The organism is Pseudomonas sp. AC532, assembly GCF_979258965.1.
The window spans coordinates 4,634,678-4,660,523 of sequence record NZ_OZ409888.1; the positions used below are offsets into that span (position 1 = coordinate 4,634,678).

30 protein-coding genes are annotated in these 25,846 nt (G+C 64.0%); 7 read left to right on the plus strand and 23 right to left on the minus strand.

Features of this window, described 5'->3' with window-relative positions:
• Window positions 1–50: 50 nt before the first annotated feature.
• From ACZ0AV_RS21550 to ACZ0AV_RS21590, 9 genes are all read right to left on the minus strand, one after another.
• The gene (locus ACZ0AV_RS21550) at window positions 51–1,082 is read right to left on the minus strand and encodes a GGDEF domain-containing protein (RefSeq protein ID WP_499152905.1); all 1,032 of its coding nucleotides are present in this window, start codon (window positions 1,080–1,082) and stop codon (window positions 51–53) included.
• A gap of 167 nt (window positions 1,083–1,249) precedes the next feature.
• Window positions 1,250–1,648: a GNAT family N-acetyltransferase gene (locus ACZ0AV_RS21555; protein WP_499152906.1), complete on the minus strand. Its 399-nt coding sequence runs from the start codon at window positions 1,646–1,648 to the stop codon at window positions 1,250–1,252.
• A 64-nt stretch (window positions 1,649–1,712) separates the two neighbouring features.
• Window positions 1,713–2,051 (minus strand): DUF2025 family protein, encoded by a 339-nt coding sequence (locus ACZ0AV_RS21560; protein WP_499152907.1) that lies wholly within the window; start codon window positions 2,049–2,051, stop codon window positions 1,713–1,715.
• Window positions 2,052–2,284: 233 nt separating this feature from the next.
• A complete protein-coding gene (locus ACZ0AV_RS21565) occupies window positions 2,285–2,539 on the minus strand; it encodes a hypothetical protein (RefSeq protein ID WP_499152908.1) in 255 nt (84 codons plus the stop codon).
• 132 nt (window positions 2,540–2,671) lie between these two features.
• On the minus strand, window positions 2,672–3,076 hold the full coding sequence (locus ACZ0AV_RS21570) for an NUDIX hydrolase (protein ID WP_499152909.1): 405 nt from the start codon (window positions 3,074–3,076) through the stop codon (window positions 2,672–2,674).
• 3 nt (window positions 3,077–3,079) lie between these two features.
• Window positions 3,080–3,673 carry a hypothetical protein gene (locus ACZ0AV_RS21575; RefSeq protein ID WP_499152910.1) on the minus strand — a complete coding sequence of 198 codons (594 nt, stop codon included), beginning with the start codon at window positions 3,671–3,673 and terminating at the stop codon, window positions 3,080–3,082.
• 129 nt (window positions 3,674–3,802) lie between these two features.
• Window positions 3,803–4,504, minus strand: a complete 702-nt coding sequence (locus ACZ0AV_RS21580) for a YebC/PmpR family DNA-binding transcriptional regulator (protein WP_111463345.1) — start codon at window positions 4,502–4,504, stop codon at window positions 3,803–3,805.
• Between the two features lie 122 nt (window positions 4,505–4,626).
• Window positions 4,627–5,136 (minus strand): hypothetical protein, encoded by a 510-nt coding sequence (locus ACZ0AV_RS21585; protein ID WP_499152911.1) that lies wholly within the window; start codon window positions 5,134–5,136, stop codon window positions 4,627–4,629.
• A gap of 106 nt (window positions 5,137–5,242) precedes the next feature.
• The gene (locus ACZ0AV_RS21590; RefSeq protein ID WP_499152912.1) at window positions 5,243–6,499 is read right to left on the minus strand and encodes a serine hydrolase domain-containing protein; all 1,257 of its coding nucleotides are present in this window, start codon (window positions 6,497–6,499) and stop codon (window positions 5,243–5,245) included.
• Between the two features lie 153 nt (window positions 6,500–6,652).
• Here ACZ0AV_RS21590 and ACZ0AV_RS21595 point away from each other — a divergent pair, with 153 nt between their 5' ends.
• Window positions 6,653–6,898 carry a DUF2789 domain-containing protein gene (locus ACZ0AV_RS21595; RefSeq protein WP_499152913.1) on the plus strand — a complete coding sequence of 82 codons (246 nt, stop codon included), beginning with the start codon at window positions 6,653–6,655 and terminating at the stop codon, window positions 6,896–6,898.
• On the opposite strand, the gene ACZ0AV_RS21600 is transcribed toward ACZ0AV_RS21595, so the two are convergent.
• The gene (locus ACZ0AV_RS21600; protein ID WP_499152914.1) at window positions 6,895–7,086 is read right to left on the minus strand and encodes a hypothetical protein; all 192 of its coding nucleotides are present in this window, start codon (window positions 7,084–7,086) and stop codon (window positions 6,895–6,897) included. The genes ACZ0AV_RS21595 and ACZ0AV_RS21600 overlap by 4 nt on opposite strands.
• A gap of 110 nt (window positions 7,087–7,196) precedes the next feature.
• Between ACZ0AV_RS21600 and dgt the strand changes: the two genes are divergently transcribed.
• Complete coding sequence (gene dgt / locus ACZ0AV_RS21605; protein ID WP_499152915.1) at window positions 7,197–8,669, plus strand: dGTPase; 1,473 nt, start codon at window positions 7,197–7,199, stop codon at window positions 8,667–8,669.
• A 2-nt stretch (window positions 8,670–8,671) separates the two neighbouring features.
• Here dgt and ACZ0AV_RS21610 read toward each other — a convergent pair whose 3' ends face one another.
• The gene (locus tag ACZ0AV_RS21610; protein ID WP_499152916.1) at window positions 8,672–9,406 is read right to left on the minus strand and encodes a sulfite exporter TauE/SafE family protein; all 735 of its coding nucleotides are present in this window, start codon (window positions 9,404–9,406) and stop codon (window positions 8,672–8,674) included.
• A gap of 98 nt (window positions 9,407–9,504) precedes the next feature.
• Between ACZ0AV_RS21610 and ACZ0AV_RS21615 the strand changes: the two genes are divergently transcribed.
• The gene (locus ACZ0AV_RS21615) at window positions 9,505–10,338 is read left to right on the plus strand and encodes an inositol monophosphatase family protein (protein WP_499152917.1); all 834 of its coding nucleotides are present in this window, start codon (window positions 9,505–9,507) and stop codon (window positions 10,336–10,338) included.
• A gap of 5 nt (window positions 10,339–10,343) precedes the next feature.
• Here ACZ0AV_RS21615 and ACZ0AV_RS21620 read toward each other — a convergent pair whose 3' ends face one another.
• The 4 genes from ACZ0AV_RS21620 to ACZ0AV_RS21635 form a co-directional block, all read right to left on the minus strand.
• Window positions 10,344–10,760 carry a GFA family protein gene (locus tag ACZ0AV_RS21620; RefSeq protein ID WP_499152918.1) on the minus strand — a complete coding sequence of 139 codons (417 nt, stop codon included), beginning with the start codon at window positions 10,758–10,760 and terminating at the stop codon, window positions 10,344–10,346.
• Between the two features lie 52 nt (window positions 10,761–10,812).
• A complete protein-coding gene (locus ACZ0AV_RS21625; protein WP_499152919.1) occupies window positions 10,813–11,961 on the minus strand; it encodes a zinc-binding metallopeptidase family protein in 1,149 nt (382 codons plus the stop codon).
• 144 nt (window positions 11,962–12,105) lie between these two features.
• Window positions 12,106–12,387: a peptidylprolyl isomerase gene (locus ACZ0AV_RS21630; RefSeq protein ID WP_499152920.1), complete on the minus strand. Its 282-nt coding sequence runs from the start codon at window positions 12,385–12,387 to the stop codon at window positions 12,106–12,108.
• A gap of 55 nt (window positions 12,388–12,442) precedes the next feature.
• On the minus strand, window positions 12,443–13,375 hold the full coding sequence (locus ACZ0AV_RS21635) for a LysR family transcriptional regulator (RefSeq protein WP_499152921.1): 933 nt from the start codon (window positions 13,373–13,375) through the stop codon (window positions 12,443–12,445).
• A gap of 147 nt (window positions 13,376–13,522) precedes the next feature.
• On the opposite strand from ACZ0AV_RS21635, the gene ACZ0AV_RS21640 reads away from it, so the two are divergent.
• The gene (locus ACZ0AV_RS21640) at window positions 13,523–13,786 is read left to right on the plus strand and encodes a DUF2798 domain-containing protein (protein ID WP_499152922.1); all 264 of its coding nucleotides are present in this window, start codon (window positions 13,523–13,525) and stop codon (window positions 13,784–13,786) included.
• A 119-nt stretch (window positions 13,787–13,905) separates the two neighbouring features.
• Window positions 13,906–14,952, plus strand: coding sequence for a DUF2167 domain-containing protein (locus ACZ0AV_RS21645; RefSeq protein ID WP_499152923.1), 1,047 nt, complete (start codon window positions 13,906–13,908; stop codon window positions 14,950–14,952).
• 85 nt (window positions 14,953–15,037) lie between these two features.
• Here ACZ0AV_RS21645 and ACZ0AV_RS21650 read toward each other — a convergent pair whose 3' ends face one another.
• The 4 genes from ACZ0AV_RS21650 to stpA form a co-directional block, all read right to left on the minus strand.
• Window positions 15,038–15,598 carry an MFS transporter permease gene (locus ACZ0AV_RS21650; protein ID WP_499152924.1) on the minus strand — a complete coding sequence of 187 codons (561 nt, stop codon included), beginning with the start codon at window positions 15,596–15,598 and terminating at the stop codon, window positions 15,038–15,040.
• Window positions 15,599–15,782: 184 nt separating this feature from the next.
• Window positions 15,783–16,109, minus strand: coding sequence for a hypothetical protein (locus ACZ0AV_RS21655; RefSeq protein WP_499152925.1), 327 nt, complete (start codon window positions 16,107–16,109; stop codon window positions 15,783–15,785).
• A 470-nt stretch (window positions 16,110–16,579) separates the two neighbouring features.
• Window positions 16,580–17,479 carry a bestrophin family protein gene (locus ACZ0AV_RS21660; RefSeq protein ID WP_499152926.1) on the minus strand — a complete coding sequence of 300 codons (900 nt, stop codon included), beginning with the start codon at window positions 17,477–17,479 and terminating at the stop codon, window positions 16,580–16,582.
• A gap of 79 nt (window positions 17,480–17,558) precedes the next feature.
• The gene (gene stpA, locus ACZ0AV_RS21665; protein WP_499152927.1) at window positions 17,559–18,821 is read right to left on the minus strand and encodes a glucosylglycerol 3-phosphatase; all 1,263 of its coding nucleotides are present in this window, start codon (window positions 18,819–18,821) and stop codon (window positions 17,559–17,561) included.
• Between the two features lie 106 nt (window positions 18,822–18,927).
• Here stpA and ACZ0AV_RS21670 point away from each other — a divergent pair, with 106 nt between their 5' ends.
• Together ACZ0AV_RS21670 and ACZ0AV_RS21675 are read left to right on the plus strand one after the other, a co-directional pair.
• On the plus strand, window positions 18,928–19,806 hold the full coding sequence (locus tag ACZ0AV_RS21670) for a CAP domain-containing protein (protein WP_499152928.1): 879 nt from the start codon (window positions 18,928–18,930) through the stop codon (window positions 19,804–19,806).
• A gap of 190 nt (window positions 19,807–19,996) precedes the next feature.
• Window positions 19,997–20,314, plus strand: coding sequence for a hypothetical protein (locus tag ACZ0AV_RS21675; protein ID WP_499152929.1), 318 nt, complete (start codon window positions 19,997–19,999; stop codon window positions 20,312–20,314).
• Window positions 20,315–20,414: 100 nt separating this feature from the next.
• Here the strand turns inward: ACZ0AV_RS21675 and ACZ0AV_RS21680 are convergent, their stop codons facing one another.
• From ACZ0AV_RS21680 to lpcA, 4 genes are all read right to left on the minus strand, one after another.
• Window positions 20,415–22,298, minus strand: a complete 1,884-nt coding sequence (locus ACZ0AV_RS21680; RefSeq protein ID WP_499152930.1) for a M48 family metallopeptidase — start codon at window positions 22,296–22,298, stop codon at window positions 20,415–20,417.
• A 14-nt stretch (window positions 22,299–22,312) separates the two neighbouring features.
• Window positions 22,313–22,909 (minus strand): LemA family protein, encoded by a 597-nt coding sequence (locus tag ACZ0AV_RS21685; RefSeq protein ID WP_499152931.1) that lies wholly within the window; start codon window positions 22,907–22,909, stop codon window positions 22,313–22,315.
• Between the two features lie 121 nt (window positions 22,910–23,030).
• The gene (locus tag ACZ0AV_RS21690) at window positions 23,031–25,145 is read right to left on the minus strand and encodes a mechanosensitive ion channel family protein (protein ID WP_499153421.1); all 2,115 of its coding nucleotides are present in this window, start codon (window positions 25,143–25,145) and stop codon (window positions 23,031–23,033) included.
• A 112-nt stretch (window positions 25,146–25,257) separates the two neighbouring features.
• The gene (gene lpcA, locus ACZ0AV_RS21695) at window positions 25,258–25,845 is read right to left on the minus strand and encodes a D-sedoheptulose 7-phosphate isomerase (protein ID WP_499152932.1); all 588 of its coding nucleotides are present in this window, start codon (window positions 25,843–25,845) and stop codon (window positions 25,258–25,260) included.
• Between the last annotated feature and the right edge of the window lies 1 nt (window position 25,846).

The window sequence follows — 25,846 nt, forward strand, 5'->3', positions numbered from 1 at the left end:
AGCGGGCAGGCGCTTGCCAGGCAACTCGGGTTGTAACGCGCCATGCGCCATCAGGCTTCGGTGGCTAGCTCGTGCGCGTCGATGCGAATGCAATTGCGCCCGGCACTCTTGGCCTGGTAGAGCTGTTGATCGGCTCGTTGCAGCCAGTTTTCCCATTGCTCGTCGGTGCGCAGCACCGCGCCGCCCATCGACACCGTTACCGGGCCGCCCGGGCTCTGCAGGTGGCCGGCAATCTCGGCTTGCAGATTTTCGGCCGCGCTGAGCAGCCCCTGTTCGTCGGTATTGTTGAGCAGCAGCAGAAACTCCTCGCCGCCAAAGCGGAACAGCCGATCTTCCTGACGTATGTGCAGGTTGAGTCGTTCGACGAAGCTGACCAGCACCTGATCGCCGGCCTGGTGGCCGAAGCGGTCGTTGATCTGCTTGAAATGGTCCAGGTCCATCAGCAGAACCGCTGCGCTGGTACCGTGGCGGCGCCGGTTGGCCACGGCGATCATCAGTTCCTCGTTCATGACGCGCCGGTTGCGGGCGCCGGTCAGCGGGTCTCGTGTCGCCCAGGCCTGCAATTGCTCGCGCTGGAGCTGGGTGCGGTAGGCGAAGATGAACGTCAGCACGCTGGCCAGTACCGCCGTCACCAGAAACGACAGCATCTGGTAGGGGCTCTCGAACACCGTGCCGGGCAGCACCAGGGCATAGATCGCCAGCGTCGCTACCACCAGCACCGTGGCGAGCAACGCCCTGAGAGGCGACACCATGAAGAAGTTGAAGAGGATCAGCGGATAGATCCAGAACAGCCCGTTGACCCCGAGATTGAGGGTGATCAGCGTGGCGCACAGCGAGAGCACGCCGGCCAGGCACACGCCCGGCTTGACCGTGTCGCCGGTGCGCCAGGCATGGAAGACCGCCGCGATGGTGGACACCACGATCACCATGTCGGCGATGCTGATCAGGTAATTGCCATTCAGTGCGCGGTAAACGGCGTAGGGCGAAACGCCGAGCACGCCGAACAGGCCCATCAGGGTGATGATCGAAAGTTGAAAGTCCTTGCGCAGGCGCGCAAGGATACGCTTCGCGTGAATAGCCATGGCTGTCATCTGGGTGGTGGGGCGCGCGCACTCGTTACTGCAAGCTGTTACCTGCAGATAGAGTCGCGACCTGGGGGAGCGTTCACATTGGCGGGGCGTACCGCCGCTGGCAAGCGGGTAAAGTGGTCAAAGTGCCAGCATATGCGCCAGTCGGATGAGAGGCGTCTTTAGCGCACCATGGCGTCGAGGGTTTTGCTGCGCCGATAGCGCGCCAGGCGGTCGGCAAGGGAGTCCGGCAGGTCATGGCAGCGTCGAAAGCCAGACCGTTCGTAGAAAGCCTGCAGGTCGGGATGACAGAACAGCCAGGTGGGGTATTCGGCACCGTGCAGCGCGGTGCCGACCAAGGCGCTGGCGATTCGCTGGCGGCGATGCGCAGGGGCCACCAGCAGGCTGGTCAGCCATTGGCCATGGGCAATATCCTGCAGGCACAGCGCGCCGAGGATGTCAGCCTCCCTGGCAACCCAGACGCGATGGTCTGAGCGGGTACGCATGGCCGAGCGCTGGCTACGGTAGAACTTGTCCGCCAGCGGCCGCTGGTCATCGGGCAGGAGACAGAACGCGGGCATGGGGCTCGTCAGGCGGTGACTGGGCGGCCAGTTTAGATTCCGTGTGCCGGCGAAACCAGCCGCATCACTCCGGGATGCTGGCGCGCAAGTGCCGTTCGGCACAGATCTCGGGCAGGTCCTCGCGGCGCAGATAGGTGTGCAGCGGTTCGCCGATGTTCAGGCGCCCATCGATACGCAGTGCGCAGAGCAGGCGCAGGCGGTCGCGCTTGAGGGTCATCAGTGCGGGCGTGGCACCGCTGGCCCAGACGAATTCGCGGGCAGGCGTGATGCTGGTATCGATGACATCGAGGCCGAAGGAGTCTTCGCTGAAGCGCACGATATGCTGGCCGGTCTTGGCGTTGAAACCGACGAAGCCACGCAACTGATCGGCAGCAGCGCAGATGCTGGCGGACGTGATAGCCATGATGAACCCTCGCAAGATGACGGAGCGGATCGGCACAGGCTAAAGGGTGGCGGTGCAGGGGACTTGTCGCAGATCAATGGAGCGTTGCGCCTGGGCAGGCGGCGTTCCCACGCCCTCCGAGCATGGCCGCTTCAACGCGGCGGGCATGCTCGACTACCTTCTTGACACGTCACCCGGGGGAGGGCAGAGCGACGCAGCGCTCTATTCGGGTATGCCTGCTGGGGCGAAATCACTCAGCCTTCCGGGTCGATGCCGCGCATGGGGCCGATGTCGCGAATCGAGTTGGAGACCCGGTAGTTGGGTGCCTGCAGGGCACTGCGGATCTTCTCGTAGTCTTCATACGGCAGGCCGCTGCGGCTGAGCATTTCCAGCGCGAACTGCTTGATTTCGGCATCGGTGTAGGGTCGCTCCGCGGCCGATTGCGGGCTGGCGCAGCCGGTGAGCAGCAGGGGGAGAGCGATGAGCAGAGCGAGCAGAGAGCGTGGCATGGATGCACCTTTGAACCAGTCCGTTTGAATGGTTCATAGGCTATTGACTGGCCGCGTCGGGCAGAAATCATTCGCTTCGATAGTGGCTATCGCTGCTTGCGCTCACATTGCCTGGCAAGGTGCGTATGGGTCTCAGGCGGTTGGCCAGATCCGCGGCAGCACGTGATGGCGCAGCAGCGGTGCCAGGTCATCGCCATGGGGTTCGCCCGCGCTCAGCCAGCGCAGCTCTTCCAGTTCGGCGGCGGGCTGTACGGGGTGCGCGAGCACGCCGCGAAAGATATCGGCCGCGACCCGGGTGTCCGGCTCGTTGGCTGCCACTTCATTGAAATGCCCCAGGGTGGTGAGCGCCGAGGCGGTCAGTTGCAGGCTCAGCTCTTCGTCGAGCTCACGCAGCAAGGCTTGCAAGGGCGTTTCAGCGTGCTCGCGTTTGCCGCCGGGCAGCATGAACATGCGCGTGCCGCGTTTGCGCACCAGCAGCAGACGGCCCGCTGGGTCGAACAGGCAGGCAGCTGCGATGTGCAGGGTACGCGGTGGCATCGGTCAATGCAGGGCGGTTGGACGCATCAGGCCGTCGAGGTAGCCGACCTTCACCGCCATCAGCGGCGAATTGTTGATCCACACGTCGTCGATGACGATGGTGCGCCCGATGTCTTCCTTGTCGGCAGCCACCAGCAGGTAGTAGGTGCCGTCTTCCGGTGCTTCGCCATCCCAGCCCAGGCTGGTCATGCCGATCACGGTGGATGGGCGCGTCGGCCTGGTGGGGATCACCGTGCCGTAGGCATCCATCAGCACTGCACGCGGTTTGAGGGCGAACTTGTTGATGCCCATGCAGGTGTGGTCGCACAGCGAATTGACGTTCAGGCGATAGCGTTCGCCCTGTTTCAACTGCAGCGAATACACCCGGTAGTTGGACAGCGAACTGCCGAACTGCATGTTGGCGCTGCCGGCCTTGCCATGTTGCAGGCGCGACTGTGGATCGAGCGGCAGCGGAACGACCTGGGCATTGTGGATCGCCTCCAGGTTGCTGCGCACGATACCGCTGTGGTCGGCCACCTGGGTGGGCGACGATGACTGAGGCGCGCTACTGCAAGCTCCGAGCATTAAGCAGGCGGCGAGAACGAGTGATTTGTGCAAGATGCAGCTCCTGTGCGGCAATGTTCCGCTCTGCGATGGATCCGCAAAGAAGGAAGCCGGACAGTATACCGGGTTATTGCGGCAATACCGTGATGGATTGCCGCAATTCGCGGTAGATGTCCGTCCGGATCAGCCCGCCAGACCCACGTAGACGTTCTGTACGTCGTCGTGGTTGTCGATGGCTTCGAGGAAGGCCTCGACCTCTTCGCGTTGCTCGGGGGTCAGGCTCGATACGGGGTTTTTCGGGCGGTAGCCGAGGGACGCCGAGTTCACCGTGAAGCCCTGCTCGGGCAGCGCGCGGCTGACCAGATCGAGGTCGGTCGGCTCGGTGATGAACAGGGTGTTGCCTTCATCGGCTTCGTCGAAATCCTGTGCGCCGGCTTCGATGGCGGCCAGTTCAGGGTCGGCGCCGCTGTCGCTGGAGGCCTCGATCAGCCCGACATGGTCGAAATCCCAGGCCACCGAGCCACTGCTGCCGAGCTGGCCCTTGCGAAACAGCACGCGAATCTCCGCCACGGTGCGGTTCACGTTGTCGGTCAGGCATTCGACGATCAGCGGCACCTGGTGTGGGGCGAAACCCTCGTAGGTGGTGCGCTCGAAGTTGACCGTCTCGCCGCTCAGGCCGGCGCCTTTCTTGATCGCGCGATCCAGGGTTTCCTTGGGCATCGAGGCTTTCTTGGCCTGATGGATGGCCAGACGCAGCTTGGGGTTCATGTCCGGGTCGGCGCCATTGCGTGCGCAGACCATGATTTCCTTGACCAGGCGGCCGAAAATCTTGCCCCTGGCGTTGGCGGCGGCTTCTTTAGGTTTGGCTTTCCACTGGGCGCCCATGGCTGTTCTCTCGACTATACGGGTGATGGCTTGGCGCAGCCTGCGACAGGCAGAGGGCTGCACGACGACTCGGGTGGCGGATTTTAATCCGTCCCCGCCGCGCTGGCATCCTCAATTCGCACTCAGGGGGTCCGGACCAGTTGGTTGACCAGCTCCAGCGCCTTTTCGAACGAGGGATAGCCGCTCTTGGCCACGTCCAGTTCGGCGTAATCGGCACGGTACTGCTCGGCGAGGATCGGGTCGGCCTCGTCGACCAGGTACGGCTCAGACCAGATCTTGTAGAGCAGCGCCACGGCGTAGGGCTGTTGCTGCTTGGCGGCATCCTCCAGCTTGCTCAGCACCTCATCGGGCTGCGGGCCTTCGCGGATCATCAGAATCGCCTGGTAGAAGGCCACTTCGCCCAGCTCGTCCTCGCTCTGCGCACGGCGCAGCAGGGCGCCGGCCAGCTCGTGGCTTTCCATGTCGCCGGATACCGCCAGCATCTTGGCCTGCAGCATGTCGTTCTGGTAGAGCAACTGGCGGTCGCGGCAGCTTTCACCGCTAAGCGGTTCATCGCAGGAAGAAGTCGACGCGCAACCGCCGAGCACCAGGCTCAGCAGCAGGCAGCCAACGGCGTGGCGGCAATCCATCATAGGTATCCCTCAGCTAAATCTGATGTATCGACCCGCGGCGCGGCGCCGGGTTCGCCCTGTTGGCGATCTTTGTGCGTGCCGAGGGCGATCTCATGTGCGTGCGTGATCAGCGCAAGGCTTTCACCGCAGCGCCGATGAACGCATAGGTTTCCAGTTCCCGCGCATCCATTTCCGGCTTTGGCCAGGTGCTCCAGACCACCGCCACGATCTTTTCCCTGGGGTTGATGTAGAGGAGCTGGCCGAAGATGCCCTGGGCCTCGAAGGCACCACCGTCGTGTTCCGGCAGCGCGGCGGTGCCCGTCGGGAACAGCCACCACTGGTAGCCATAGCCGAGCGCGTATTCACCGTCGTACAGCTTGCCGGGCTGCAGGTGCGAGCCCGGCGCTGCGCGGGTTGCGCTTGCCAGCCAGCCGGCGGGCAGGATGCGCTCGCCATCGATCACCCCGTCGTCGAGGATGAACTGGCCGAAACGGCCATAATCACGCAGGGTCGCGGACAGGCCGCTGCTGCCGATTTCCTGGCCGGCACGGCTGTCCAGCTGCCAGAACGCATCGCGCTCCATGCCCAGCCGGGCCCAGATGCGATCGGAGAGGTAATCGCTGGCGGTCATGCCCGTGGCGGCGCGCACCAGTTCGCTCTGCAGGTGGGACTCGCCGGTGCTGTAGTTGAATGCCGTACCCGGGGTATGGGCCTTGCCAAGGCCGGACAACTGCCTGAGCAGGCCGCCCGGGTTGTTGGCCAACTGCAGCTCGAACATGCGGCGCCGGTCGGATTTCGGGTCGCGATAGGTTTCATCCCAGGCGGCCCCAGAGCTCATCTGCAGCATCTGCTCGACGCTCACGCCCTCGTAGGCGCCGCCCTTGAGCTGCGGCAGGTAGTGGGTCAGCGGATCTTTCACGCTGGCGATCCGGCCCTGCTGCACGGCGGCCCCGATCAGGGTCGAGGAAATCGACTTGACCACGCTGAACGAGGTCCAGCGGGTGCCGGCGTCGTTGCCCATGGCATATTTTTCCAGGGCTACCTTGCCGTCCTTGAGGATCAGCAGGCCGCTGACCTGGTTGCGACGCATGAATGCTGCAGTGTCCAGCGACTGGCCGTCGACGCTGTACTGCACCGGTACTTCGGTACGGGCTGGCAGTGGATAGACCTTGGGGCCGCGGGGCACGGTACGGGTGAAGAACAGCTCGTCCATGTGCCGATAGGTGCCGGGCTGGTAGGCCTGTGGCAACTCGTAGAGATCCTGGGCACGGCCGATCAGCTCGGGCTGCCCGGCAGGCGGCACGGGTGAACTGCCGCAGGCGCCCAGCAGCAGGGCGATGGCAGGTAAAAAGGGGGCGAGGCGGTACGTGCTTGCGATGTTCATGGTGATTCCCCGCGGCTGGCTCGTGCTATCAACCATAGTCGATGCCAGCGTCGGACCGTCCCTTGAGCGCTGTCGGAGAGGTTGAACTGTGGTTCCCCGACCTCGCTCTACTCAACACCTCAACGGACAATCAACCACCTGATGGAGAGCCCCATGGAACTTCCCAACAAAGACCTCGGCACCCTGTTCGAACAACTGGGACTGCCTTCCGACCCCGCCAGCATCGATGCCTTCATCGCCCAGCATTACCCGCTGGCCGACGACGTCAAGGTCTCGGAGGCATCGTTCTGGAATCAGGCGCAGGCGGCCTTTCTCAAGGAAGAACTGCTCGAAGACGCCGAGTGGGCGCCCGTGGTCGATGAGCTCAACGTGCGGCTGCACGAGAACAAGCCCGCCTAATGCGGAGCGGTCAGGCGTTGCAGTTCACGCCTGACCATGGCGGCGTATTCGGGCGGCGACAACCTGTAGAGTTCACCGGCCACCCAGCCAAGCCAGTGTGGCCCGAGCGCCGCCTGTTCTGCCAACAGCCTGTGGGCATCACGGGTAGCCTGTTCGGCCTGCTGTTGGTGGAGGTCGGCGCGGCTCATGGGCTGCTCTCATGGCGAGGATGAGCCCATTGTCCCTCTGCGCCGAGGCTTGGTAAACCGCGCCCTGCGCGTTAGTCTCGCGGTTTGCGCGCCTGAGCGAGACCCTTCCGATGCCACCAGTGGTGAATTTCAAAGACAGGATTGTTGCGTTGCGTCCTGGCGATCAGGTTGGCGCAGCAGCCGATCTCGATCTGCTCTATGCCTTCGAAAGCGACCGCGGCCGCATCATCAATTCTGCGGCCATCCGCCGTTTGCAGCAGCGCACCCAGGTGTTCCCCCTGGAACGCAACGCAGCGGTACGCAGCCGCCTGACGCATTCCATGGAAGTCCAGCAGACCGGACGCTTCATCGTGCGCACGCTGTATGCGCAACTGGGTGAGCGCGCCGCCGACCATGGGCTCGATGGCCTGCAGGGTGCGCTGGAAAGCCTGGTGGAGATGACCTGCCTGATGCATGACATCGGCAACCCGCCGTTCGGCCATTTCGGCGAGTTCGCCATTGGCGAGTGGTTCGAACGGGCGTTGGACGGCCTGTTCGCCGTGGCACTGCCGCAGCCGCCTGACAACGATGAGCTGCACGCGAGGATGCGCGCCGACCTGCGCAATTTCGAAGGCAATGCTCAGGCGGTGCGGCTGGTGGTCAACCTGCAGCGCCTGCGGCTGACGTACACGCAGACTGCTGGTCTGCTCAAGTACCTGCGACCCGCTTACCAGCCCAGGCCGGCCACAGGCACCCCGGGCGCCTACCTCAACAAGAAACCGGGTTTTTATCTGTCCGAAGAACACTTCGTCACAGCCCTGCAGCACGCGCTGGGTCAGCAGCCGGGGACGCGCCATCCGGTGGCCTACATCATGGAGGCCGCCGACGACATTTCCTATTGCCTGGCCGACATCGAGGACTCGGTGGAAAAGGGCATCCTCGGTGTCGCCGAGCTGGCGCCGCTGTTGATCGACACATTTGCCGGCATGCAATCGCCCGACGTGACGATACCCGGCTCCCGGCACTCGTTTCGTGCCCTGGTCGAGCAGGCGCTGGCCAGCTACCACCAGGAGGAGATCAACAAGGCGGGCGAGTTCTTCGTCAGGCTGCGCGTCAGCATGATCCACCCCCTGGTGCAGCATGCGGCGCGGCAGTTCATCGACAACATCGGGGCCGTCTACAGCGGCACGCTGGACCGTGCACTCATCGAGGACGACAGCCTGCCCCACGCCATCGTGCAGACCTTCAAGGATGTCGCCATGGCGCGGGTGTTCTGTCACCGCGAAGTGGAGACCTTGCAGTTGCAGGGCTATCGGATCATTCAGGGATTGCTGGACAACTATGGCGCATTGCTGCGCGTCGATGCGCAGACCTTCCAGGACCTGACCGAAGGCAACTGCCGCCGTGAAGCGCAGCTGCAGATGCTGGTGCGGCGCCTGCCGAGCCAGCTAATCAAGGCCTATCGCCAAGCGGTTCGTGACTGCGGCGAGGCGGATCGGGCGGCCTGGGAGTTTTACCACCGCTGCCGGTTGCTGCAGGACTTCATCAGCGGCATGACTGACCAGCACGCCCACGACGAGTACCGCACGCTATCAGCGCTGTAGATTCAGATGTTCTTCCAGATCAACTGCAGCCCGGCGATCAACATGCCGATCCGGGCGATGCGGTAAAACCATGTGTGGTTGATGCGTGACTGCAGCCACAGGCCCGTCCACACGCCAAGCGGCACGATGGGTGCGAGCATCAGGCTGAGCAGCAGATTCTCCTGGGTGAATTGGCCGAGCCAGGTGTAGGGAATCAGTTTCATGGCATTGGTGAGCAGGAAGAACAGGTTGATGGTCGCCACGTAGCGCAGTTTTTCCAGCTGCTGGGGCAGCAGGTGCATCATTACCGGTGGCCCGCCGGCATGGGCGACGAAGCTGGTGAAGCCGGCCAGCGACGACAGCACCAGGCCGCGCCTGGGCCGCAACGGGCGAGGCGTCGGGTCACCCTTGAGTAGCCCGAGCAGTACGAAGGAAATGGCGATGATACCGATCAGCAGCCCGATCAGGTTCTCGTTGAGCAGTTCGAAGGTCAGCGAGCCTATGGCGATGCCGATCACCGCGCCGGGCAACATGACCTTGAGATTGGCTGTATCCCACTTGCCCCAGTAGGCCTTGAGCCCGACCACATCGGCCAGGCAGAGTATCGGCAGCATCACCGCCACGGCTTGCATCGGTGACGTGGCCAGGGCCAGCAACGGCACCGCGATGCCGCCCAGGGCGCCGCCGAAGCCACCTTTGGAAAGGCCGGTGAGAAAAACCGCCGGAATGGCGAACAACAAGAGGTCGACGAGGGTCATTGCAGCGCAGCCCGATCAGGAAGCGCGCAGGGTAGAGGCTGTTGGCGCTGCCCTGCAAGCCGGCCTGTTTCAACCACCCAACGAGGAGTGCACCGAGCATGTCGAGCCCCGATGAGCGTATCAACCGCGAGGTCCATGATCTGGCCGCCCGCTATGCCTTCGCCAAGCGCGTGGCCCTGGAAGCAGCCGCGCGCGGCATGGCCTATTACGCACAGCGCAACAGCCTGAGCGTGCAGCACAAGGGCAACGACCTGCAGGACGTGGTCAGTATTGCCGACCAGCAGATCGAGGCGTTCATCCGTGCCGAGTTGGCCGCGGCCTTCCCCGCGGATGGCATCGTTGGCGAGGAGGGTGGCAGCGCTGGTTTGCAGGCCCGCTGCATCTGGGTGATCGACCCTATCGACGGTACTGCCTGTTTCCTCAACGGGCTGCATAACTGGTGCGTGTCCATTGGCCTGCTGGTGGACGGGCAGCCGCTGCTGGGCGCCATCGCCGATCCCAACCATGGCGAGCTGTTTCATGGTTTCGTTGGCCAGGGCGCCTTCGTCAACGACGTACCGCTGGCGGCGCACGGCGCTACCCATGTCCGCGAGGGGCTGGTGGGTGTCGGCACCACACACCGCGCTGGCAAAGAGAACTTCCTGCCCTTCATCGGCGGCCTGTTGGATGAAGGCGGCATGTTCGTGCGCAATGGCTCGGGAGCGCTGATGACGGCCTATGTGGCCGCCGGGCGTCTGCTCGGGTACTACGAAACCCACCTGAAAAGCTGGGACTGCCTGGCCGGGCTAGTGCTGGTGCGCGAAGCGGGCGGGCGCCACAACGATTTCCTGCGCGGTGACGGGTTGCTCGGTGGCAACCCATACCTGGTCGCCGCACCCGGCGTGTATGCGCAGTTGGCGGCCCTGGTCGGGCCGTCGCTGGATGCCGACTGAGCGGCTCAGGCCGAGCCGAATTCGGCGAACACCTGTTCGCCGGTCAGCTCGCGAGTCTGGTTGGCGAAACAGTAGTAGTCGGGCTTGGCGTCGATGAAAATCTGGCTGTCGAAACGCCAGGCCTCCTCGCCGTCCAGAATGCCCACCGGCACGGCGCACAGGCCACCGCTTTTCAGCCGATAGAACAGATGGCTGCCGCACTCGGCGCAGAAACCGCGCTCCGCCCAGTCCGATGATGCGTATACCCGCAAGTGCTGCTCGCCAGAGAACTGTGCGGCTTCGCCCTCGGCGACCAGCAGCGGGCCGCCGCCCCATTTTCGGCAGGTGCCGCAATGGCACGCGCTGATTTTCGGTTCGGCGATACGCAGGGTCAGGGTGACGGCGCCGCACAGGCAGCTGCCGTGTTTTTGCAAATCAGCCATGTTCGTGGCTCCGTGACGTGGACCTCTCCAGCATAGACCGGCGCGATTACAGTCAGGTGTTGATTGACTCCGTTTGCACCACCCGGTGGATGAACTGCAGCTTGCCGATGGCCGCTGCCGGTAGCACGAAAGGATAGAGATCCTTCTGGCCCATGCTGCGTGCCAGCTCGTTGAGCATGGCTGCCAGTTCGATCCAGGCGTTGACGAACTGCAGGAATTCATCGGCCAGCGGGTCGTTCTGGTCATAGAGCACCGCCCGGGTGAACGGGCGAAATTCCAGTTCCACATCGCCGGCGCGCATGCCGAAGCTCAGCGCAGTATCGAGCGTGTCCATCATGTGCAGGTAGTGTGCCCAGGTTTCCGCCCAGTCTTCCCAAGGGTGCATGGTGGCGTAGGCACTGACGAAGGAGGCCTGCCAGTCGGCAGGCGCCCCCTGTTCGTAGTGACGCTGCAGGGCGGCGCCGTAGTCGGCACGCTCGTCACCGAAGAGCATCCGGTAGTCGTTCAGCCAGTGGCTGTTGGCAATCAGGCGGTCCCAGTAGTAATGGCCAACCTCATGGCGAAAATGGCCAAGCAGGGTGCGGTAAGGCTCGTGCAACTGGATGCGCATCTGCTCGCGCACGTCGTCGTCGGCTTCGGCGATGTTCAGGGTGATCAGGCCATTGGCGTGGCCGGTAGTCGGTTGCTTGCCCTCGGCGTCCGGGCCGAGAAAGTCGAACGCCAGGCCGCGCGCTTCGTCTTCTGTCTTGCTGACCAGCGGCAGGCCGAGGGTCAGCAGTTGTGCCACCAGGCGTCGCTTGGCGGCTTCGAAGCGCGCCCAGCGCCGGTCGTTATCCGGCACCGTCAGGTCGGGGATGGTGCGGTTGAGCTGGCAGGCGGTGCACAAACCGGGGCCGTACATGGCCGGTAGCAGCCAATTGCAGCCGGCAGCGGTAAGCAGGTTGTTGCAGCGCCGGTAGCGCCAGCCCTGCGGGTCATCTTCCACGCGCCAGACATCGGTCTGTTCGCTGGCCACCAGCGTGACCATCAGGCCACGCTCGGGCTCGTAGCCGAGTGGCGACTGGCAGGCCAGGCACTGGCTGTTGCGAAAGAAGATTGGCTGGCCGCAAGTGCATTGCCCCAAGGCCTTCTGGCTTGGCGTGCGAGCCTGTTTTGCCGAGTCGCCAATACGCAGGCCGAGGGCCTGGAAGAACCGGTTCATATCATGGCCTCACATAAGGGGCTGGGAACTACCGGAGCGATAGAGTGGCGCAGGGGCGGGCCGGTTCAGGCTATTTCGAACGCCTGCTGACGAGGCGCCGGGGCGGGGGAGCGGCCTGGCACGATCGGCGCCAGGCCCAGGTGATCAGTCCTGGCGGCTGGTCACTTCAAGCAGGTGATAACCGAACTGGGTCTTCACCGGGCCCTGAACCACATTGACCGGGGCGCTGAATACGACGGTGTCGAATTCCTTGACCATCTGGCCAGGGCCGAACGAGCCGAGGTTGCCGCCGTCACGGCTGGACGGGCAGCTGGAATTGTCCTTGGCGATCTGGGCGAAATCGGCACCGCCTTCGATCGCGGCTTTCAGTTCGTTGCACTTCTCTTCGGTGGCAACCAGGATGTGGCGGGCAGTGGCTTTAGCCATGGGGGAAACACTCCATTCAAATGAGCTGCCGAGCCTACCGGATTCACCTGGCGAGTCAAATTCGTCGAGGTTGCCAATCGTCGCGCAGGTGCTGCTGCAGATGCTCGACGAAAGCACGCACCTTGGGCGTCAGCTCGTAGCGGTCACGCACGCACAGGTAAAAGTCGAGGGGCTCGGTCAGGGCCTGGCCGGACGGATGCTGCGGGTCGCCGAACAACTGTTGCAGCTGCCCGCTTGCCAGGTACGGCTCGGCGACGAAGGCGGCCAGGCGGGTGATGCCGCCGCCGTGGACCGCGGCCCTGGCGAGCACGTCGATGTCGTCGCTGACCAGCGCCACACGCAACTGCGCATCGAAGCTGACGCCGTCGCGCACGAAGCGCCAGGGCATCAGGCGGCCGTCCACCGCGACCTTGAACGCCAGGCAGTCGTGCTCGCGCAACGCCTCGGGGCTGCCAGGCGTGCCGGCTTTGTGCAGGTAGGCGGGCGAGGCGCAGTAGAGGGATGGCACGCTGGCGATGTGGCGGGCTACCAGGCCGTCTTCCAGCTGCGCGGGAATACGCACGCTGACGTCGACCGATTCCTGGATGTGATTGACGCTGCGGTCCGTGGTGATCAGCTCGCAGGCGAGGCGCGGATAGCGCGCGCTGAAAGCGGGTAGCAGAGGGGCCAGCACGTAGCGGCCGAATGCTGCGCTGGAGGCGATGCGCAAACGCCCGCTCGGGTCATCGCGACCCAGGGTGGCGGCGCTACGGGCCAGCTCCAGGTCACGCAGCACATCACGCACCTGCTCGAAATACACCACGCCGCTGTCAGTGAGCGCCAGGCTACGTGTGGTGCGGGTCAGCAGGCGCACGCCCAGCGAAGCCTCCAGCCGGGCGATGTTCTGGCTGGCCGCTGCCGCGCTGATGCCCAGCAGGCGGGCGCCCGCAGCGATGCTGCCGGTTTCAACCGCCTTCACGAAACTCTCGATGCCGCGCAGGGTATCCAAGGCTGACTTTCAACTGAGAAGTGGATTGATAAGTTTTGCTTGGTACTGACAATACCTGCAGCCCGCTACTGCGAGCAACGGGCGGTTCCGATAATGACGCCTTCATCGCTTTCAGCGACCTTATTACGCTTGTCCAAGGATGTGCCCATGCCCGAATCGACGTATCGCCGTACCCGCCGAAACTGGAAACTGCCCGCCCGGCTGTCGCCAGTCGTCTTTGCCTTCTTCATGTCCGGGATCATGGCGTTTCTCATGTGCCTGGTGATTACCGCTACCAATCGGGGCCTGAGCGACGGCTACCTGGCGGCTGTGCTGGAGGCCTATCGGCTGGCCATGCCGGTGGCGTTTCTGTGTGTGATGGGGGTAAGGCCGGTGGTGGTGCAACTGGTACGGCTCACGGTGCGCAGCTAAACGGCGGACCAAATATCCTGCCGTGTGAGGTGTATCCAAAAATGACAAGAAGTTACCAAATGAGTCTGCGGCCAGTGGTAGGCTAGCGCCGCATACTCAAGCCAATCATGGAGCGTTACATGTACAAGGAGTTGATGCTGGCCAGCCTGTTGGCCACTGCGGTTCCGCTGAGTTGGGCCGATCAGGTTCCCGCCACGCCGGAGCAGCAGGAGATGCCCGCTGCAGAAGTGGCTGATGATGACGCCATGAGCGAGGAGCAGTTTCTCGACAGCCTTACTTTCCGTTCCGGCAAAGTGGTGGTCGGCAGCAACCTCGCGACCCTCGATCTTCCCGAAAACCTGGTGTTCCTCGACGGCGCCGACGCCGAGCGCGTGCTGGTCGAAGCCTGGGGCAATCCGCCTGACGAAAAGCTGCCGCTGGGCATGATCCTGCCCAAAGGCGTGTCGCCGCTGGCTGACGAGTCCTGGGCGGTTACCGTCGAATACGAGGAAAACGGCTACGTCTCCGATGAGGACGCTGCGGATATCGATTACGACGACATGCTCAAGGACCTGCAGGAGGGCGCCGAGGCCGAGAACGCCTGGCGCGCCGAAAACGGTTACGAGCCCATCGCCATTGTCGGCTGGGCCTCGGCACCGCACTACGATGCCGAGGGCAAGAAGTTGCACTGGGCCAAGGAAGTGAAATTCGGCGACAGTGAAGACCACATCCTCAACTACAACATTCGCGTGCTGGGCCGCAAAGGCGTGCTGGTGCTGAACTTCATCGCCGGTATGCACCAGTTGCCGCAGATCGAAGAGAACCTGCCGGCGGTACTGGCGATGACCGACTTCAACGACGGCAACCGCTACGCCGATTTCAACCCTGACCTCGATGAAGTGGCCGCCTATGGCCTCGGCGCGCTGATAGCGGGCAAGGCCGCTGCCAAGGTCGGCCTGTTCGCGGCCGCCCTGATCCTGCTCAAGAAGGCCTGGTTCCTGCCCGTGCTGCTGATCGGCTGGGTATGGCGGCGTATGTCTGGCAAGAAGAAGGCGCAGGCTCAGCCGGAGCCTGCCGAGCCGCAGGTACAGCGCGAGACCAAAGCCGAGGCCGACCTGCCACAGGCACCGGAGCGGGTTTCCAGCGTGATGGACCTGAACGATCCGCGCGATGACGACAAACGCTGAGGGCTTCACGCCTCGATAAGGGGCCCCGGTCAATGCCGGGGTTTTTTATGCTCGCTCTTACAGAGCCGAGTTGCGCAAGCGCTGCTCAGATGTAGGAGCCAATGATGATCAGCAGCCACAGCAAGGCGCCCGGCAGCATGCACAGGTAGTTGGCAAGGCTGAAGTGACTGTTGCGCTCGCCAGCCGGATCATTGCTAACCAGGTTGGCCTTCTCCTGGATGAGCGCCAGCGGCCACGCCGGCAGGATGGTGCCGGCGAGCAGCAGGAGAATCTCCAGGGTCACGCCGATGCGACCGTCGAAACGCGCCAGGCCATTACTGGCGAACACCAGCACGATATACAGCCACGCCACGCCCGAATACTTCCAGGCGCCCAGGCCTTTGGCCTGCAACTGCGCGGCTATCAGCCGACACAGCGAATGGATGAATACGATATGAAAGATCGAGCGCGCCGCCGGGCTAATCTTCTTCGGGCGCATGGCGGCCCGCTGGCTGTCCCAGTGCTTGTAAGCCCAGTACACCGAGTAGAACCCCAGCGTCAGGAAGAACAGCACGTAGAGTTTGTGGGTGGCGGTCACAAAGAAGGTGTCGCGAGGGTGTTCGTCGACCAGCAGTGAGGCGCTGGGCGTTTGATACAGGTTGTCCATGTGAACCCTTTTGCTTTCGCGGCGCTGCATGCTGTCAGGCAGTGCGATGGTTTGGCGTTGCCTGCGCGTAGCGAGGGCGAACGACTCCTCCAGGAGTGCGCGGCAGTTTACAGGGAATGTCTGGACGGGGCAGGGCAGGCGGCTTGCCCAAAGCAGTGGGCCGGGCGGCCCACCGCATCAGCTATCAGCAGTAGCGGTCGAGCAGGCGATCCTGGCGGGCCTGCTGGCCGGTCCACTCATGCTCGAGGGTGCGCAGCACGTTGCCCAGGAAGTTGCGGTCAGCCGCGGCGCGGCGGCCGACATAGCCCTGGCCACGGCGGTAGGTACGCAGGCGCGCGCGCATGCTTGGACGTTGGCTGACGAACTGGTGTTCGTCCTGATCGGCAGGCAGGCAGTCGATGCGAACTTCGCCGGATTCGCAGACCCACAAAATGTGGTTGTCGAGGCTGTCCTTGCGCTTGGCGAACAGTTGGGCGAGCTCTTCGATGGTCGGTTTTTTGTTCAGGTTCATGGTGTACCCCTTCATTCTCTGATCTGTCCAGGGCGACCGCGTGGAGGGCGGCGCCGTCGTTGCCCGTGGCGTTTGAGTGCTGCCGATCGGTTGTAGCGACGTTTAGGTGGCGCTACGCGAAACCGGCCAACCGAGGTCGGGCAGGGCAGGGAGAGAGAATTAGGCGAGACAGAGGCAGGATGCAGGTGATCGGCAGATCAGCCACAGGCGTCATGACAATGTCTCGCTGATACTCTCGTCCGTGCGGACGCTCGACTTCATCAATCTGCCTTGTGGGCAGTACATATCGTGGAACGCTCGGCTGGTGTTACCAAGCTTGCCCAAGTGCCCTTGTCAGGGCTCCCGTCAGGGGAGGCAGGTCCATCATGCAAAAGCCCGGAGGGGCCGTCAACAGGTTTTGTAGTGATTTTTTATGCTCACTACAAGAAGCTGTTCAGGTGTGACTCAGGGGTGTTTTGTCGACTCTCTGGTCAGCCCGAGAATAGACGCCCGTCGCGTTCGCGCTGAGCGTCACGCTGCATCGATTCGAGGTTTTTCTCGATGGTCTCGCACAGCGCATCCATCTGGATCTGGTGCTCGCTGGCCTGGAACGGGCTCTGCAAATCGCTGCCCACCCGCTCGATGGCCAGCAACATGAAACCGACCACGGTCGATGCCACCGGCGTGAGCCATTCGAGGGTCTCGACCAGACCGATCGGCACGATCAGGCAGAACAGGGTCAGGAACAGGCGCGGAAAGTACACGTAGGGATAGGGCAGTGGCGTGTTGGCGATGCGCTCCAGGCCACCCTGGCAGTTGGAGATATCCACCAGCGTCGATTCCAGACGCGTGAGGCGGATGCTGTCCAGGCGGCCGGCCTTGTATTCGCTGGCCAGCATGGCGGCGGAGCCGTTGAGGATATCGTTGGGAAAGTTGTTGGTGGTATGCCGCCGTTCGAACTCCTCGGCCGCCACGAAGGCGCGCACTTCCTCATCGCAGGGTTCGTTGCGCAGGCTGGCCGACAGGCTTCTGATGTAGGCGACATGGCGGCGCAGCAGCACCACCTTGACCGGGTTGCCGTCCTCGTTGTCGTCGATCAGCGTCAGCACCTGCCGGGCCAGGCTGCGTGAGCTGTTGATCAGCGCGCCCCAGATGGTGCGCGCTTCCCACCAACGGTTGTAGGCACTGCTGTTGCGGAAGCTGATCAGCACCACCAGTGCCGAGCCGAGCAGGGTCAGCGGCATCGACGGCAGGCTGATCTTGCGTTCCAGAAACAGCATGTAGTCCACGGTGACGATGATGTCCCAGATCAACAGCCAGAACAGCGACCAGCCGACATAGCCGAAGGTCTTGAGCAGGTAGCGGTAGCCGCGGGCGATGGATTGGGTCACTTGAAGTCTCGGCGGGCAATGGATGCGAAGGCGCAGAGCTTCGAACGTGCAGGTGCGTCAAGGTTCTTGAGTTTCGCAATCAGCGTCTGCGACGTGCCTCGGCCAATGCGCAGAAAAACTCGATGTACTGCTCCGGGCCGCCAAGAAAGATGCTGTTGAGGCGCAGCGGGTCGGCGGCATCGGTGATGCCTTCCAGCGCCGGCCAGGGCTCGGCAGGGTGGGCGCGCAGGTGGTCGCCATCGACCCCTGGGCGCTGCACCTCGCCGCGGCTGCTGTCGATGTACAGCACCCGGTTGTCCTGTCCGCAGGCGCGGCCCAGTGCCTGGATCAGGGCCAGAAAGCCACGGTCGCTGCCGCCGCGCAGCCGGCTGCTCGCATCATTGTTGCGGGGTGAGCTGGTCACCGTATCGCCGACGCCAACCAGGCGCGGCATGTGCAGCGGGTCGAAGCGCTCGCCGGCCAGTTGCAGCAGTGCGTCGCCATCGGTCGGGGCCTCACGCACGTTGAAGTCTTCGCCCAGCGGCCAGCTGCCCGTACGCTGCCGGTAGTGGCGGTTGAGGAGCACCAGTACACCGGCTTCCTTGAGGGCGCCGCGCAGCATGAACTGCAGGTCGGTGGTACCGGCGCTACCGGCCTGAGCCGGGCGCATGCGCTCACGGCCGGCTGCATCGCGGCCGAGGTTGGGCGCGTAATGGACGAAGAATGAATCCGCCAGGCCTTGCCGGCCTGCCTCATCGAGCAATTGCTGGATCAGCGCAGCGCCATCGGCCTGCAGCTGCGCGTAGAGCTCAGGCTGGTCATGCCAGTGGTGGTAGAACGCATTGAGGTTGAGGGTCGGCGAAACCGGGTTGTCGAGCACGCTGCTGGCCAGCAGTCGATCGATGACGGATGTTTCCAGACGGTAGGGTGGCAGGCCGAGCAGATGCTGCAGCGATCGAGTCAGCTGCTGCGGCGCCGCTGCCAGAAATGCCAGCTCCTCAGGGCTGACGCCGGGGTGCGAGACCTGCCCGTGGCGGTCCTGCAGTTGCACGCCACCGGCTGCCAGCCCCGGCAGATAGAGGCCCTGTTCGCGGCAGTGGCTGGCTATGCCGACACTGCGCTCGACCAGCCCATTCACGCCGCGGCGACCGATATGCTCGCCGTTGGTGAGGACCTGAAAGTGCCCATCCAGTTCGCGCGCCGCCAGGATATAGCGGTGGGGAAGGGCGCGGGTCAGGGGGTCGCGCACCAGGTTCATGCAGACCCCATCCAGGTCCTGGATGATCAGCAGGTCATCGGTGCCGGCAAGGCTGTCGAGCAGGTGCGCAGGGTCGAGGGAAAACACGGAATCGGTCACAATCATGCTCGGAGTCTAACGCGGTTTCATACCACCGGGCGATTAGCTGAAGCGTTTCGCTCAACCCAGTGTCAATGTTCAGATAGGCAGTGCGCATTGAGAGGAAACATGGATGAGTGAATCACCCAAGCACGTTCGGCAAGCGGTCGCTGTACTGACGCTGCTGTGCACGGGCTTCATCGGCAGCGCCTGGGGCGATGGTTCGCAGCAGCTAACCAAACTGATCAATGACTACCGGGGAATGGGCCAGGGCTGCAACGGCCAGCCCAGCCCGGCAGCCGGCCCGTTGGCCCCCGATCGCCGCCTGGCCGGACAACGGGTGAACTCATCCGAGCAGTTGCAGCAGGCGCTGCAGCAAAACGGCTACCAGGCTGCCGCCGTGCAACTGATCCGCGTCACCGGCCCGGACAGCGCCGAGGCGGCCATGGCCATGCTGCGCAACGCCTATTGCGCGCAGTTGCTGGATGCGCAGTTTGCCGATGTCGGCGTGTTGCACGAAGGCAACAGCTGGCAGGTGGTGCTGGGGCGCGCCCTGTTGCCAGCCCGGCTGGGCGACTGGCAGGAAGAGGGCAAGGCGATCCTGGCAGCGGTCAACGAGGCGCGCAGCACCCCGCGGCGTTGTGGAGAGCAGCCGTTCGATGCCGCCGAGCCGCTGACCTGGAGCGACCCCCTGGGCCAGGCCGCCCTGGCCCACAGCCGCGACATGGCGATGAACAGCCTGTTCAGCCACCAGGGCAGCGACCGCAGCCTGGTGGGTGCCCGGGCCACTGCTGCTGGCTACGCCTGGACGGTCATTGGCGAGAACATCGCCGCCGGGCAAGGCAAGGCGCAGCAGGTCGTCGAAGGCTGGCTGGCCAGCCCCTCGCACTGCTACAACCTGATGAATCCGGACTTCCGCGAGATGGGCGCGGCCTATGCCAGCAACCCGCAAAGCCAGGCCACCATCTACTGGACGCAGGTGTTCGGTGCTGCTGGGCGGTCAGGGCTTTAGTTTGTTCAGGGGCCGCAGGGCGTCGTCCCTGCCGCTAACCCACGCTGGCTTGCCGGCCCGGTGAGGGCGTGACCCGGCGCACAGCGAAGGTCACGGCTATTTCGGAACCCGATCAAGCCTGGATTTTTTGACCAAAGCGTTTGTGGTCGTTCAGGGTTTAACATAGCGGCCGGACATGGGAGAAATCACGATGAAAACACTCACTCACCTTTTGCCTATCGCCTTGATGCTGGGCGCCTCTGTTGCTTCGGCGTCCGGCTGGCCACCAGAGACCGGAGCAAAAGTGCCCGGCAATGCGCTGGAATACCCGACCAAGCTCGAGCCGCTGAGTACCTCTCTGGAACAAATGCTCAACCAGGGCGCCACGGTGATTTCTTCTTACATCGCGGAGGACGGACCGGTTGTTACCCTGAGTAATAAGAAGCGCTATGCCATCTGTATTCTCAAAGGCGCTGGCACCGGGGCGGACCAGAACGTCGCAACCTCCAGGTGCTATGCCATGAACTAGTATCACCAGTCGCGGGAGTGAGCGTTAGGTTGGTCGACGTCAACTCACCGGCTCGATGGGAACTGCGTGTCAAGAGCCTCATCAAAACCGGCGTTTCGCATCAAATCCGACGATCACTCAATAGCGGCGGCATTGGGCAATCCAGTGTATCGGCCACGGCGCGCATCAGTTCCGCTTCGCTGGCGCTGATGCGTCCGTCATGCTCGATGCAACGAGCCATGGCCTTGAGTAACTGCGGTTTCTGCAAAGGGCGCATCTGGTTGAGCCGATTTAGCGCGGCGTTCAGTTCGGTGATCTGTGTCTGCGATTGGTCGGTGAAAGCCCGGGCGGTAAACGGCAGGGTGCTCCAGGCCGCCTCGAATGCCTGGGCAGCAGCCTCCTCATCGGCAGCGCCGGCCCGTGACAGGGCCACCAGCAGCACGCAGCTCTCGCCACCCAGTGCGGCCAGCGGCAGGCGACCTTGGGGAGTGCGCTGCATGCCCAGGTTGCGTTCGACGATGCGCAGCAGCGCCCACTCGATCAGGCCCAATTGCCCGGTGCTGATCAGCAGCGTACCGATGTCGCGCTTGAGGCCGACGAAATCCTGAGGCTCGAGTTGCTTGAGCGCCGGAATCGCCAGCTCCAGTAGCGGCAGGCGCCGTCCTGGCGGCAGTTGCACCAGGGCCGAATCGAGCGCCAGCAGGCGGTCGGACAGCAGTGGCGGCAGGTTGGCCTGCATCCAGGCCATGCGCTGTTGGCGGCTGCCGGCATCGTGACCAAGCAGCAGGCCGTAGAGAATCGCCAGCGCACCGTGGGGATCGTGGGCGGCATCGCGCAAACGCTCGTCGATCTGCGCCAGGCTGTCGCGCGCTTCGTCGATATGCTGCGGCTGAGGCTCGCCGATGCTGGCGATGGCGACGCCAGCGGCGGCGGCGCTGAAGCCGGCGGTGGCCTCCTGTTGCGCGGTGGGCTGGGATGCGGGGCGCTCGAACACCTCGTCGCCCAGCACCACGCCATCCCAGCTTGGGTCGATGCGGCGAATGCGTTCTTCCAGGGGCGGATGGGTGGCCATCATCTTGCTCAAGGCCAGGCCCTGGCCGAAATACATGTGGCTGTACTCTGCGGCATGGCTGGCTTCGAGCTGCGAGCCGCGGCCGAGCTTCTTCAGCGCGCCGGCAATGCCCTGAGGGTTGCGGGTGTACTGCACCGCCGAGGCGTCGGCGAGAAACTCGCGCTGGCGACTTACCGCCGCTTTGATCAGGTTGCCAAAGAAGGTCCCGGCGTAGCCGATGATCAACAGCGCCAGACCCACCACCATGACCAGTGCAACGGCATTGCCGCGGCCCTTGTCGCTGGAGCTGCTGCGCGGTGCGTGGCGTGCATGGCTGCCTCCGCGCAGCACCAGTTCGCCAATCAGCCCGAGCAGCAGGATGCCGTTGAGCACCGCCACCAGACGTGTATTGAGGCGCATGTCGCCGTGCAGGATGTGGCTGAACTCATGGGCGATGACGCCTTGCAGCTCATCGCGGCTGAGTTTCTCGATGGCCCCTCGGGTCACGCCGATCACGGCATCTTGCGGGCGCAAGCCGGCGGCGAACGCGTTGATCGCCGGTTCCTCCAGCAGGTACACCGGCGGCACCGGAACGCCGGCGGCCAGGGCCATTTCCTCGACCACGTTGAGTACGCGCTGTTCGTGGATGCCCTGCGGGCTGAGGTTGAGCAGGCGTCCGCCGAGCCGTTCGGCGACCACCTTGCCGCCGGCACGCAACTGCAGAGCCTTGAATGCCCAGCCGAAAAACACCACCCCGACCACCACCGCCGCGACGCTTGCGAGCAGCTGTGAGCTGAGCGCCTGCAGGCTGTAGTTGCCGTATTGGTAGACCTGCCAGGCAATGGCGATCACCAGGGTGGTGCTGCCGATCAGGGTGACGACAGCCAGCACCATCAGCATGACCAGCCGCCCGGTGTTGCGCCGGGCGCGGTCTTGTTGCTCGAAAAAATCCATCTAATCCGCCGCGCTTAGAACGAGACTTTCGGGGCTTCCTGAATCGCCGCGCTGTCGGCGAATTCCAGCAGCGCGGCATCGTTGCCATGGCCGAACGCGCCCGCCAGCACCACCGGCGGGAAGCTCTGGCGATAGGCGTTGTAGGCGGTGACCGCGTCGTTGTAGGCCTGGCGGGCGAAGGCTACCTTGTTCTCGGTGCTGGAGAGTTCTTCACTGAGCTGCTGCATGTTCTGCGATGCCTTGAGATCCGGGTAGGCTTCGACCGTCACATTGAGGCGACCCAGGGCGTTCTTCAACATGCCTTCGGCATTGGCCAGCAGGTTCATGCTCTGCGCATCGCCCGGGTTCTCGGAGGCCTGCTTGAGGCCCTCGACCGCGCCGTTGCGCGCGGCGACCACCGCTTCCAGTGTTTCGCGCTCGTGGGAGAGGTATGCCTTGGCGGTTTCCACCAGGTTGGGGATCAGGTCGTAGCGGCGCTTGAGCTGTACTTCGATCTGCGCGAAGCCGTTCTGGTAGCGGTTGCGCAGGTTCACCAGGCGGTTGTAGATGCTGATCACATAGAAGGCGGCAGCGACCAGTACGGCGATGATGATCAGGGTGGAAATATCCATGGGATGTCCCTATCGGTTGGAAAACGTGCGGCCATGGTAGCGGAAAGCGCGCCGGCCCGTGAGGGCCGTGCAGCCCGAGCCGGTTTGGATGTGCGGTGGTTCCGTTTCTCCCCCGCGTGGCTTACTGGCTGGCCGGGTTCGCGGGGCTGGCGGCCGTCATCTGGATGGTCAGGCGGGGTGTTGCCAGGCTCAGCCCTGATTCGTCCAGGTGGCGCTTGAGCGCCAGGTTGAAGGCCCGCGACACGTCCCATTGCCTGATCGGCGCGGTCTTGAAGCGCGCACGCAGCACCGCATTACCCGACTCGAAGCTTTCCACGCCCTGAATCTCCAGCGGCGACCAGATGTTGCGGCGCATCAGCACGTCGTTGCGCAGCTCGGTGGCCACCTCGCGCAGCAGCTTGATGGCGGCGTCGATGTTCATGTCATGGGGCACCGCGACGCGGAAAATGGCGTAGCCGAATTCGCGGGAGTAGTTCTTGATGCTCTTGATTTCGCTGAACGGGATGGTGTGCACGATGCCGTCGATATCGCGCAGGCGCACGGTGCGGATGGTCAGGCCTTCGACGGTACCGAGGTGGCCGCCAACGTCGACGTAGTCGTCGATGGCCAGCGAGTCTTCGATGATGATGAACAGTCCGGTGATCAGGTCCGCCACCAGCGATTGCGCACCAAAGCCGATGGCCAGGCCGATGACACCCGCGCCGGCGAGCAGTGGGGTGACATTCATGCCCATGTTGGCCAGGGCGACGATGGCCGCGATGATGAAGATGCTGACGAATAGCACGTTGCGGATCAGCGGCATCATGGTCTGCGCGCGGGCGTTGGTCTGGCCCTTGCGCGAGCGGGTGAGGGCGTGATGCACCGCCGTGTCGCTGAGAATCCACACCAGCCAGCCACACGCCAGGGTGGCACCGAGGCCGATCAGTTTGACGCTTATTTCGTGGCCGTCGCCCTCGGCGAAACGAATCAGCGACAGGCCCCATACCCGCAGCCCCAGCTCGATGAATACCAGCCAGATCGCCAGGCTCAGCAGGGCATGGAAGAAACTCTGAAAACGCTCGAAGTACGCCGCATGACGGCGGTGACGCAGACGGCTCTTGAGCATGCGCCGGCGGATCAGGCCGTTGATCACCATGCAGGTGACCAGCAGCACGGTGCACACCAGCGCCTGGCGGAACGCGGTGCTGGTATCGCCTGCGGAAACGAATGTGGCCGCCAGGGAAATCGCCACCAGCGCCAGTGCCGGCAGGTACCAGAAGCTGCCGAGCAGCTCGACGGTCTCGCTGATGCCGCGTTGCTTGAGCCGCCGCTCCAGCGGCTGATTGCGCATCAGGTGGGCGATCGGCCGGCGGAAACGCAGGATGAACAAGCCGGTGCACAGCGCGGCGAGCACGTTGGTGAGCGTGGCGGTGGTGTGAGCCAGGTTGGCACCGAGGCTGGCGACCAGACGCGGATCGCTCAGCGCTTCGCCGAACGCGGCAAAGCTGCCGATCAACCACAGTGGCCGAAACGCGCGGCGCCGAAGGATGTGCAGGGCGGTGCGCCGGTGCGGGCCGTCGAGCAAGGAAAAGGCGATCACGCAGATCGCCGAGAAACAGGTGCCCACTACCAGGGCGTAGGCCAGCACCATGGCCAGGTCGCGGCCCAGCGAGGCGGGCAGCACGTAACTCAGGTAGCCGGTGATCAGCAGCGCGGCGAACCAGGGGCCCAGTTTGCGCAGGGCAAAGCGCAGCAGGTCGGTGGGCCGCGGGTTCTGCGGCAGCTCCTCGGCGAGGCCGAAGCGCAGGCGTACCTGGTGGCTCAGCGCGCGCAAGCCGAAGGCCAGCAGGCTCCAGATGCCTAGAATCAGTGCGAAGTTGCTGACCAGCGCCAGGCGCTCGCCGGGCGCTGGCATGAGTGCTGCCAGCTCGTCCTGGCTGCGGGCGATCTCCAGCTGCCAGCGCGCCAGTGGGCTGTGGTCACCGGAGAACTGCTTTTCGATGCCGCTCAAGGTGCTTCCGATCAACCCCAGTACACCGTCACGGGCGTCCGGCTGCGCCTGCTGGGCGGTGGTGCGCAGCGCTTTCAGGTCATTGAGCAGTTGAGCGCGTTGCTTGTCGTCCTCCAGCGTCTGGATCACCTCGTCGAGGGAACGATCCAGCGGCTGAGCCGCCTGCTGCGGCGTGCCCGCGCTGCTACCGACGTCGAACAGCCCCGGTATGCCGGCCGCCTGGACGGCAGCGCAGGGCAGGGCCATGAGGATTAGCAGGAGAAAACGGAGCGGCAGATTCTTGAGGCGGATCACGCGCGAATACTCCAGCACGCGAGCGGGGTTTCAAGGTGCGTCGTCAGCCGACGACGCACCCCGTTCACGCGTAGTTCTCTGGACTGAGGCTGCGCTCGACCAGTTCGATCAGGATGTGGATGACCTTGATGTGCAGCTCCTGGGTACGGTCGGCGAAATCGCCACCCGGCGCGCAGATGCACACGTCGGCAAGGCTCTCCAGCAGCGAGCCGGGCTTGCCGGTCAGGGCGATGACCTTGATGCCCAGCACCTTGGCCGCTTCAGCGGCCTTGACCACGTTGGGGCTCTTGCCGCTGGTGCTGATGGCCAGCAGCACATCGCCCTCACGGCCGTGGGATTCCACGTAACGCGAGAAAATGTGGTCGTAACCGAAGTCGTTGGCCACGCAGCTGATGTGGCTGGCGTCGCTGATCGACACCGCGGCGATGCCCGGACGGTTCTTGCGGTAGCGCCCGGTAAGCTCCTCGGCGAAATGCATGGCGTCGCACATGGAGCCACCATTGCCGCAGGAAAATGCCTTGCCCCTGGCTTCGAAACTGTTCACCAGCAGGCGCGCGGCCTGCTCGATATTGGCCAGGGTCTGCTCGTTGCCGAGGAAGGCATCGAGTGCACGCTGCGCCTCGGTCAGGCTGTTGCGGATGTGTTCGATCATG

Bases quoted from the DNA above. Each gene is read 5' to 3' on its own strand.
- ACZ0AV_RS21550 (WP_499152905.1), bottom strand. From the start codon at position 1,082: ATGGCTATTCACGCGAAGCGTATCCTTGCGCGCCTGCGCAAGGACTTT.
- ACZ0AV_RS21555 (WP_499152906.1), bottom strand. From the start codon at position 1,648: ATGCCCGCGTTCTGTCTCCTGCCCGATGACCAGCGGCCGCTGGCGGAC.
- ACZ0AV_RS21560 (WP_499152907.1), bottom strand. From the start codon at position 2,051: ATGGCTATCACGTCCGCCAGCATCTGCGCTGCTGCCGATCAGTTGCGT.
- ACZ0AV_RS21565 (WP_499152908.1), bottom strand. From the start codon at position 2,539: ATGCCACGCTCTCTGCTCGCTCTGCTCATCGCTCTCCCCCTGCTGCTC.
- ACZ0AV_RS21570 (WP_499152909.1), bottom strand. From the start codon at position 3,076: ATGCCACCGCGTACCCTGCACATCGCAGCTGCCTGCCTGTTCGACCCA.
- ACZ0AV_RS21580 (WP_111463345.1), bottom strand. From the start codon at position 4,504: ATGGGCGCCCAGTGGAAAGCCAAACCTAAAGAAGCCGCCGCCAACGCC.
- ACZ0AV_RS21585 (WP_499152911.1), bottom strand. From the start codon at position 5,136: ATGATGGATTGCCGCCACGCCGTTGGCTGCCTGCTGCTGAGCCTGGTG.
- ACZ0AV_RS21590 (WP_499152912.1), bottom strand. From the start codon at position 6,499: ATGAACATCGCAAGCACGTACCGCCTCGCCCCCTTTTTACCTGCCATC.
- ACZ0AV_RS21595 (WP_499152913.1), top strand. From the start codon at position 6,653: ATGGAACTTCCCAACAAAGACCTCGGCACCCTGTTCGAACAACTGGGA.
- ACZ0AV_RS21600 (WP_499152914.1), bottom strand. From the start codon at position 7,086: ATGAGCCGCGCCGACCTCCACCAACAGCAGGCCGAACAGGCTACCCGT.
- dgt (WP_499152915.1), top strand. From the start codon at position 7,197: ATGCCACCAGTGGTGAATTTCAAAGACAGGATTGTTGCGTTGCGTCCT.
- ACZ0AV_RS21610 (WP_499152916.1), bottom strand. From the start codon at position 9,406: ATGACCCTCGTCGACCTCTTGTTGTTCGCCATTCCGGCGGTTTTTCTC.
- ACZ0AV_RS21615 (WP_499152917.1), top strand. From the start codon at position 9,505: ATGTCGAGCCCCGATGAGCGTATCAACCGCGAGGTCCATGATCTGGCC.
- ACZ0AV_RS21620 (WP_499152918.1), bottom strand. From the start codon at position 10,760: ATGGCTGATTTGCAAAAACACGGCAGCTGCCTGTGCGGCGCCGTCACC.
- ACZ0AV_RS21625 (WP_499152919.1), bottom strand. From the start codon at position 11,961: ATGAACCGGTTCTTCCAGGCCCTCGGCCTGCGTATTGGCGACTCGGCA.
- ACZ0AV_RS21630 (WP_499152920.1), bottom strand. From the start codon at position 12,387: ATGGCTAAAGCCACTGCCCGCCACATCCTGGTTGCCACCGAAGAGAAG.
- ACZ0AV_RS21640 (WP_499152922.1), top strand. From the start codon at position 13,523: ATGCCCGAATCGACGTATCGCCGTACCCGCCGAAACTGGAAACTGCCC.
- ACZ0AV_RS21645 (WP_499152923.1), top strand. From the start codon at position 13,906: ATGTACAAGGAGTTGATGCTGGCCAGCCTGTTGGCCACTGCGGTTCCG.
- ACZ0AV_RS21650 (WP_499152924.1), bottom strand. From the start codon at position 15,598: ATGGACAACCTGTATCAAACGCCCAGCGCCTCACTGCTGGTCGACGAA.
- ACZ0AV_RS21655 (WP_499152925.1), bottom strand. From the start codon at position 16,109: ATGAACCTGAACAAAAAACCGACCATCGAAGAGCTCGCCCAACTGTTC.
- stpA (WP_499152927.1), bottom strand. From the start codon at position 18,821: ATGATTGTGACCGATTCCGTGTTTTCCCTCGACCCTGCGCACCTGCTC.
- ACZ0AV_RS21670 (WP_499152928.1), top strand. From the start codon at position 18,928: ATGAGTGAATCACCCAAGCACGTTCGGCAAGCGGTCGCTGTACTGACG.
- ACZ0AV_RS21675 (WP_499152929.1), top strand. From the start codon at position 19,997: ATGAAAACACTCACTCACCTTTTGCCTATCGCCTTGATGCTGGGCGCC.
- ACZ0AV_RS21680 (WP_499152930.1), bottom strand. From the start codon at position 22,298: ATGGATTTTTTCGAGCAACAAGACCGCGCCCGGCGCAACACCGGGCGG.
- ACZ0AV_RS21685 (WP_499152931.1), bottom strand. From the start codon at position 22,909: ATGGATATTTCCACCCTGATCATCATCGCCGTACTGGTCGCTGCCGCC.
- ACZ0AV_RS21690 (WP_499153421.1), bottom strand. From the start codon at position 25,145: ATGGCCCTGCCCTGCGCTGCCGTCCAGGCGGCCGGCATACCGGGGCTG.
- lpcA (WP_499152932.1), bottom strand. From the start codon at position 25,845: ATGATCGAACACATCCGCAACAGCCTGACCGAGGCGCAGCGTGCACTC.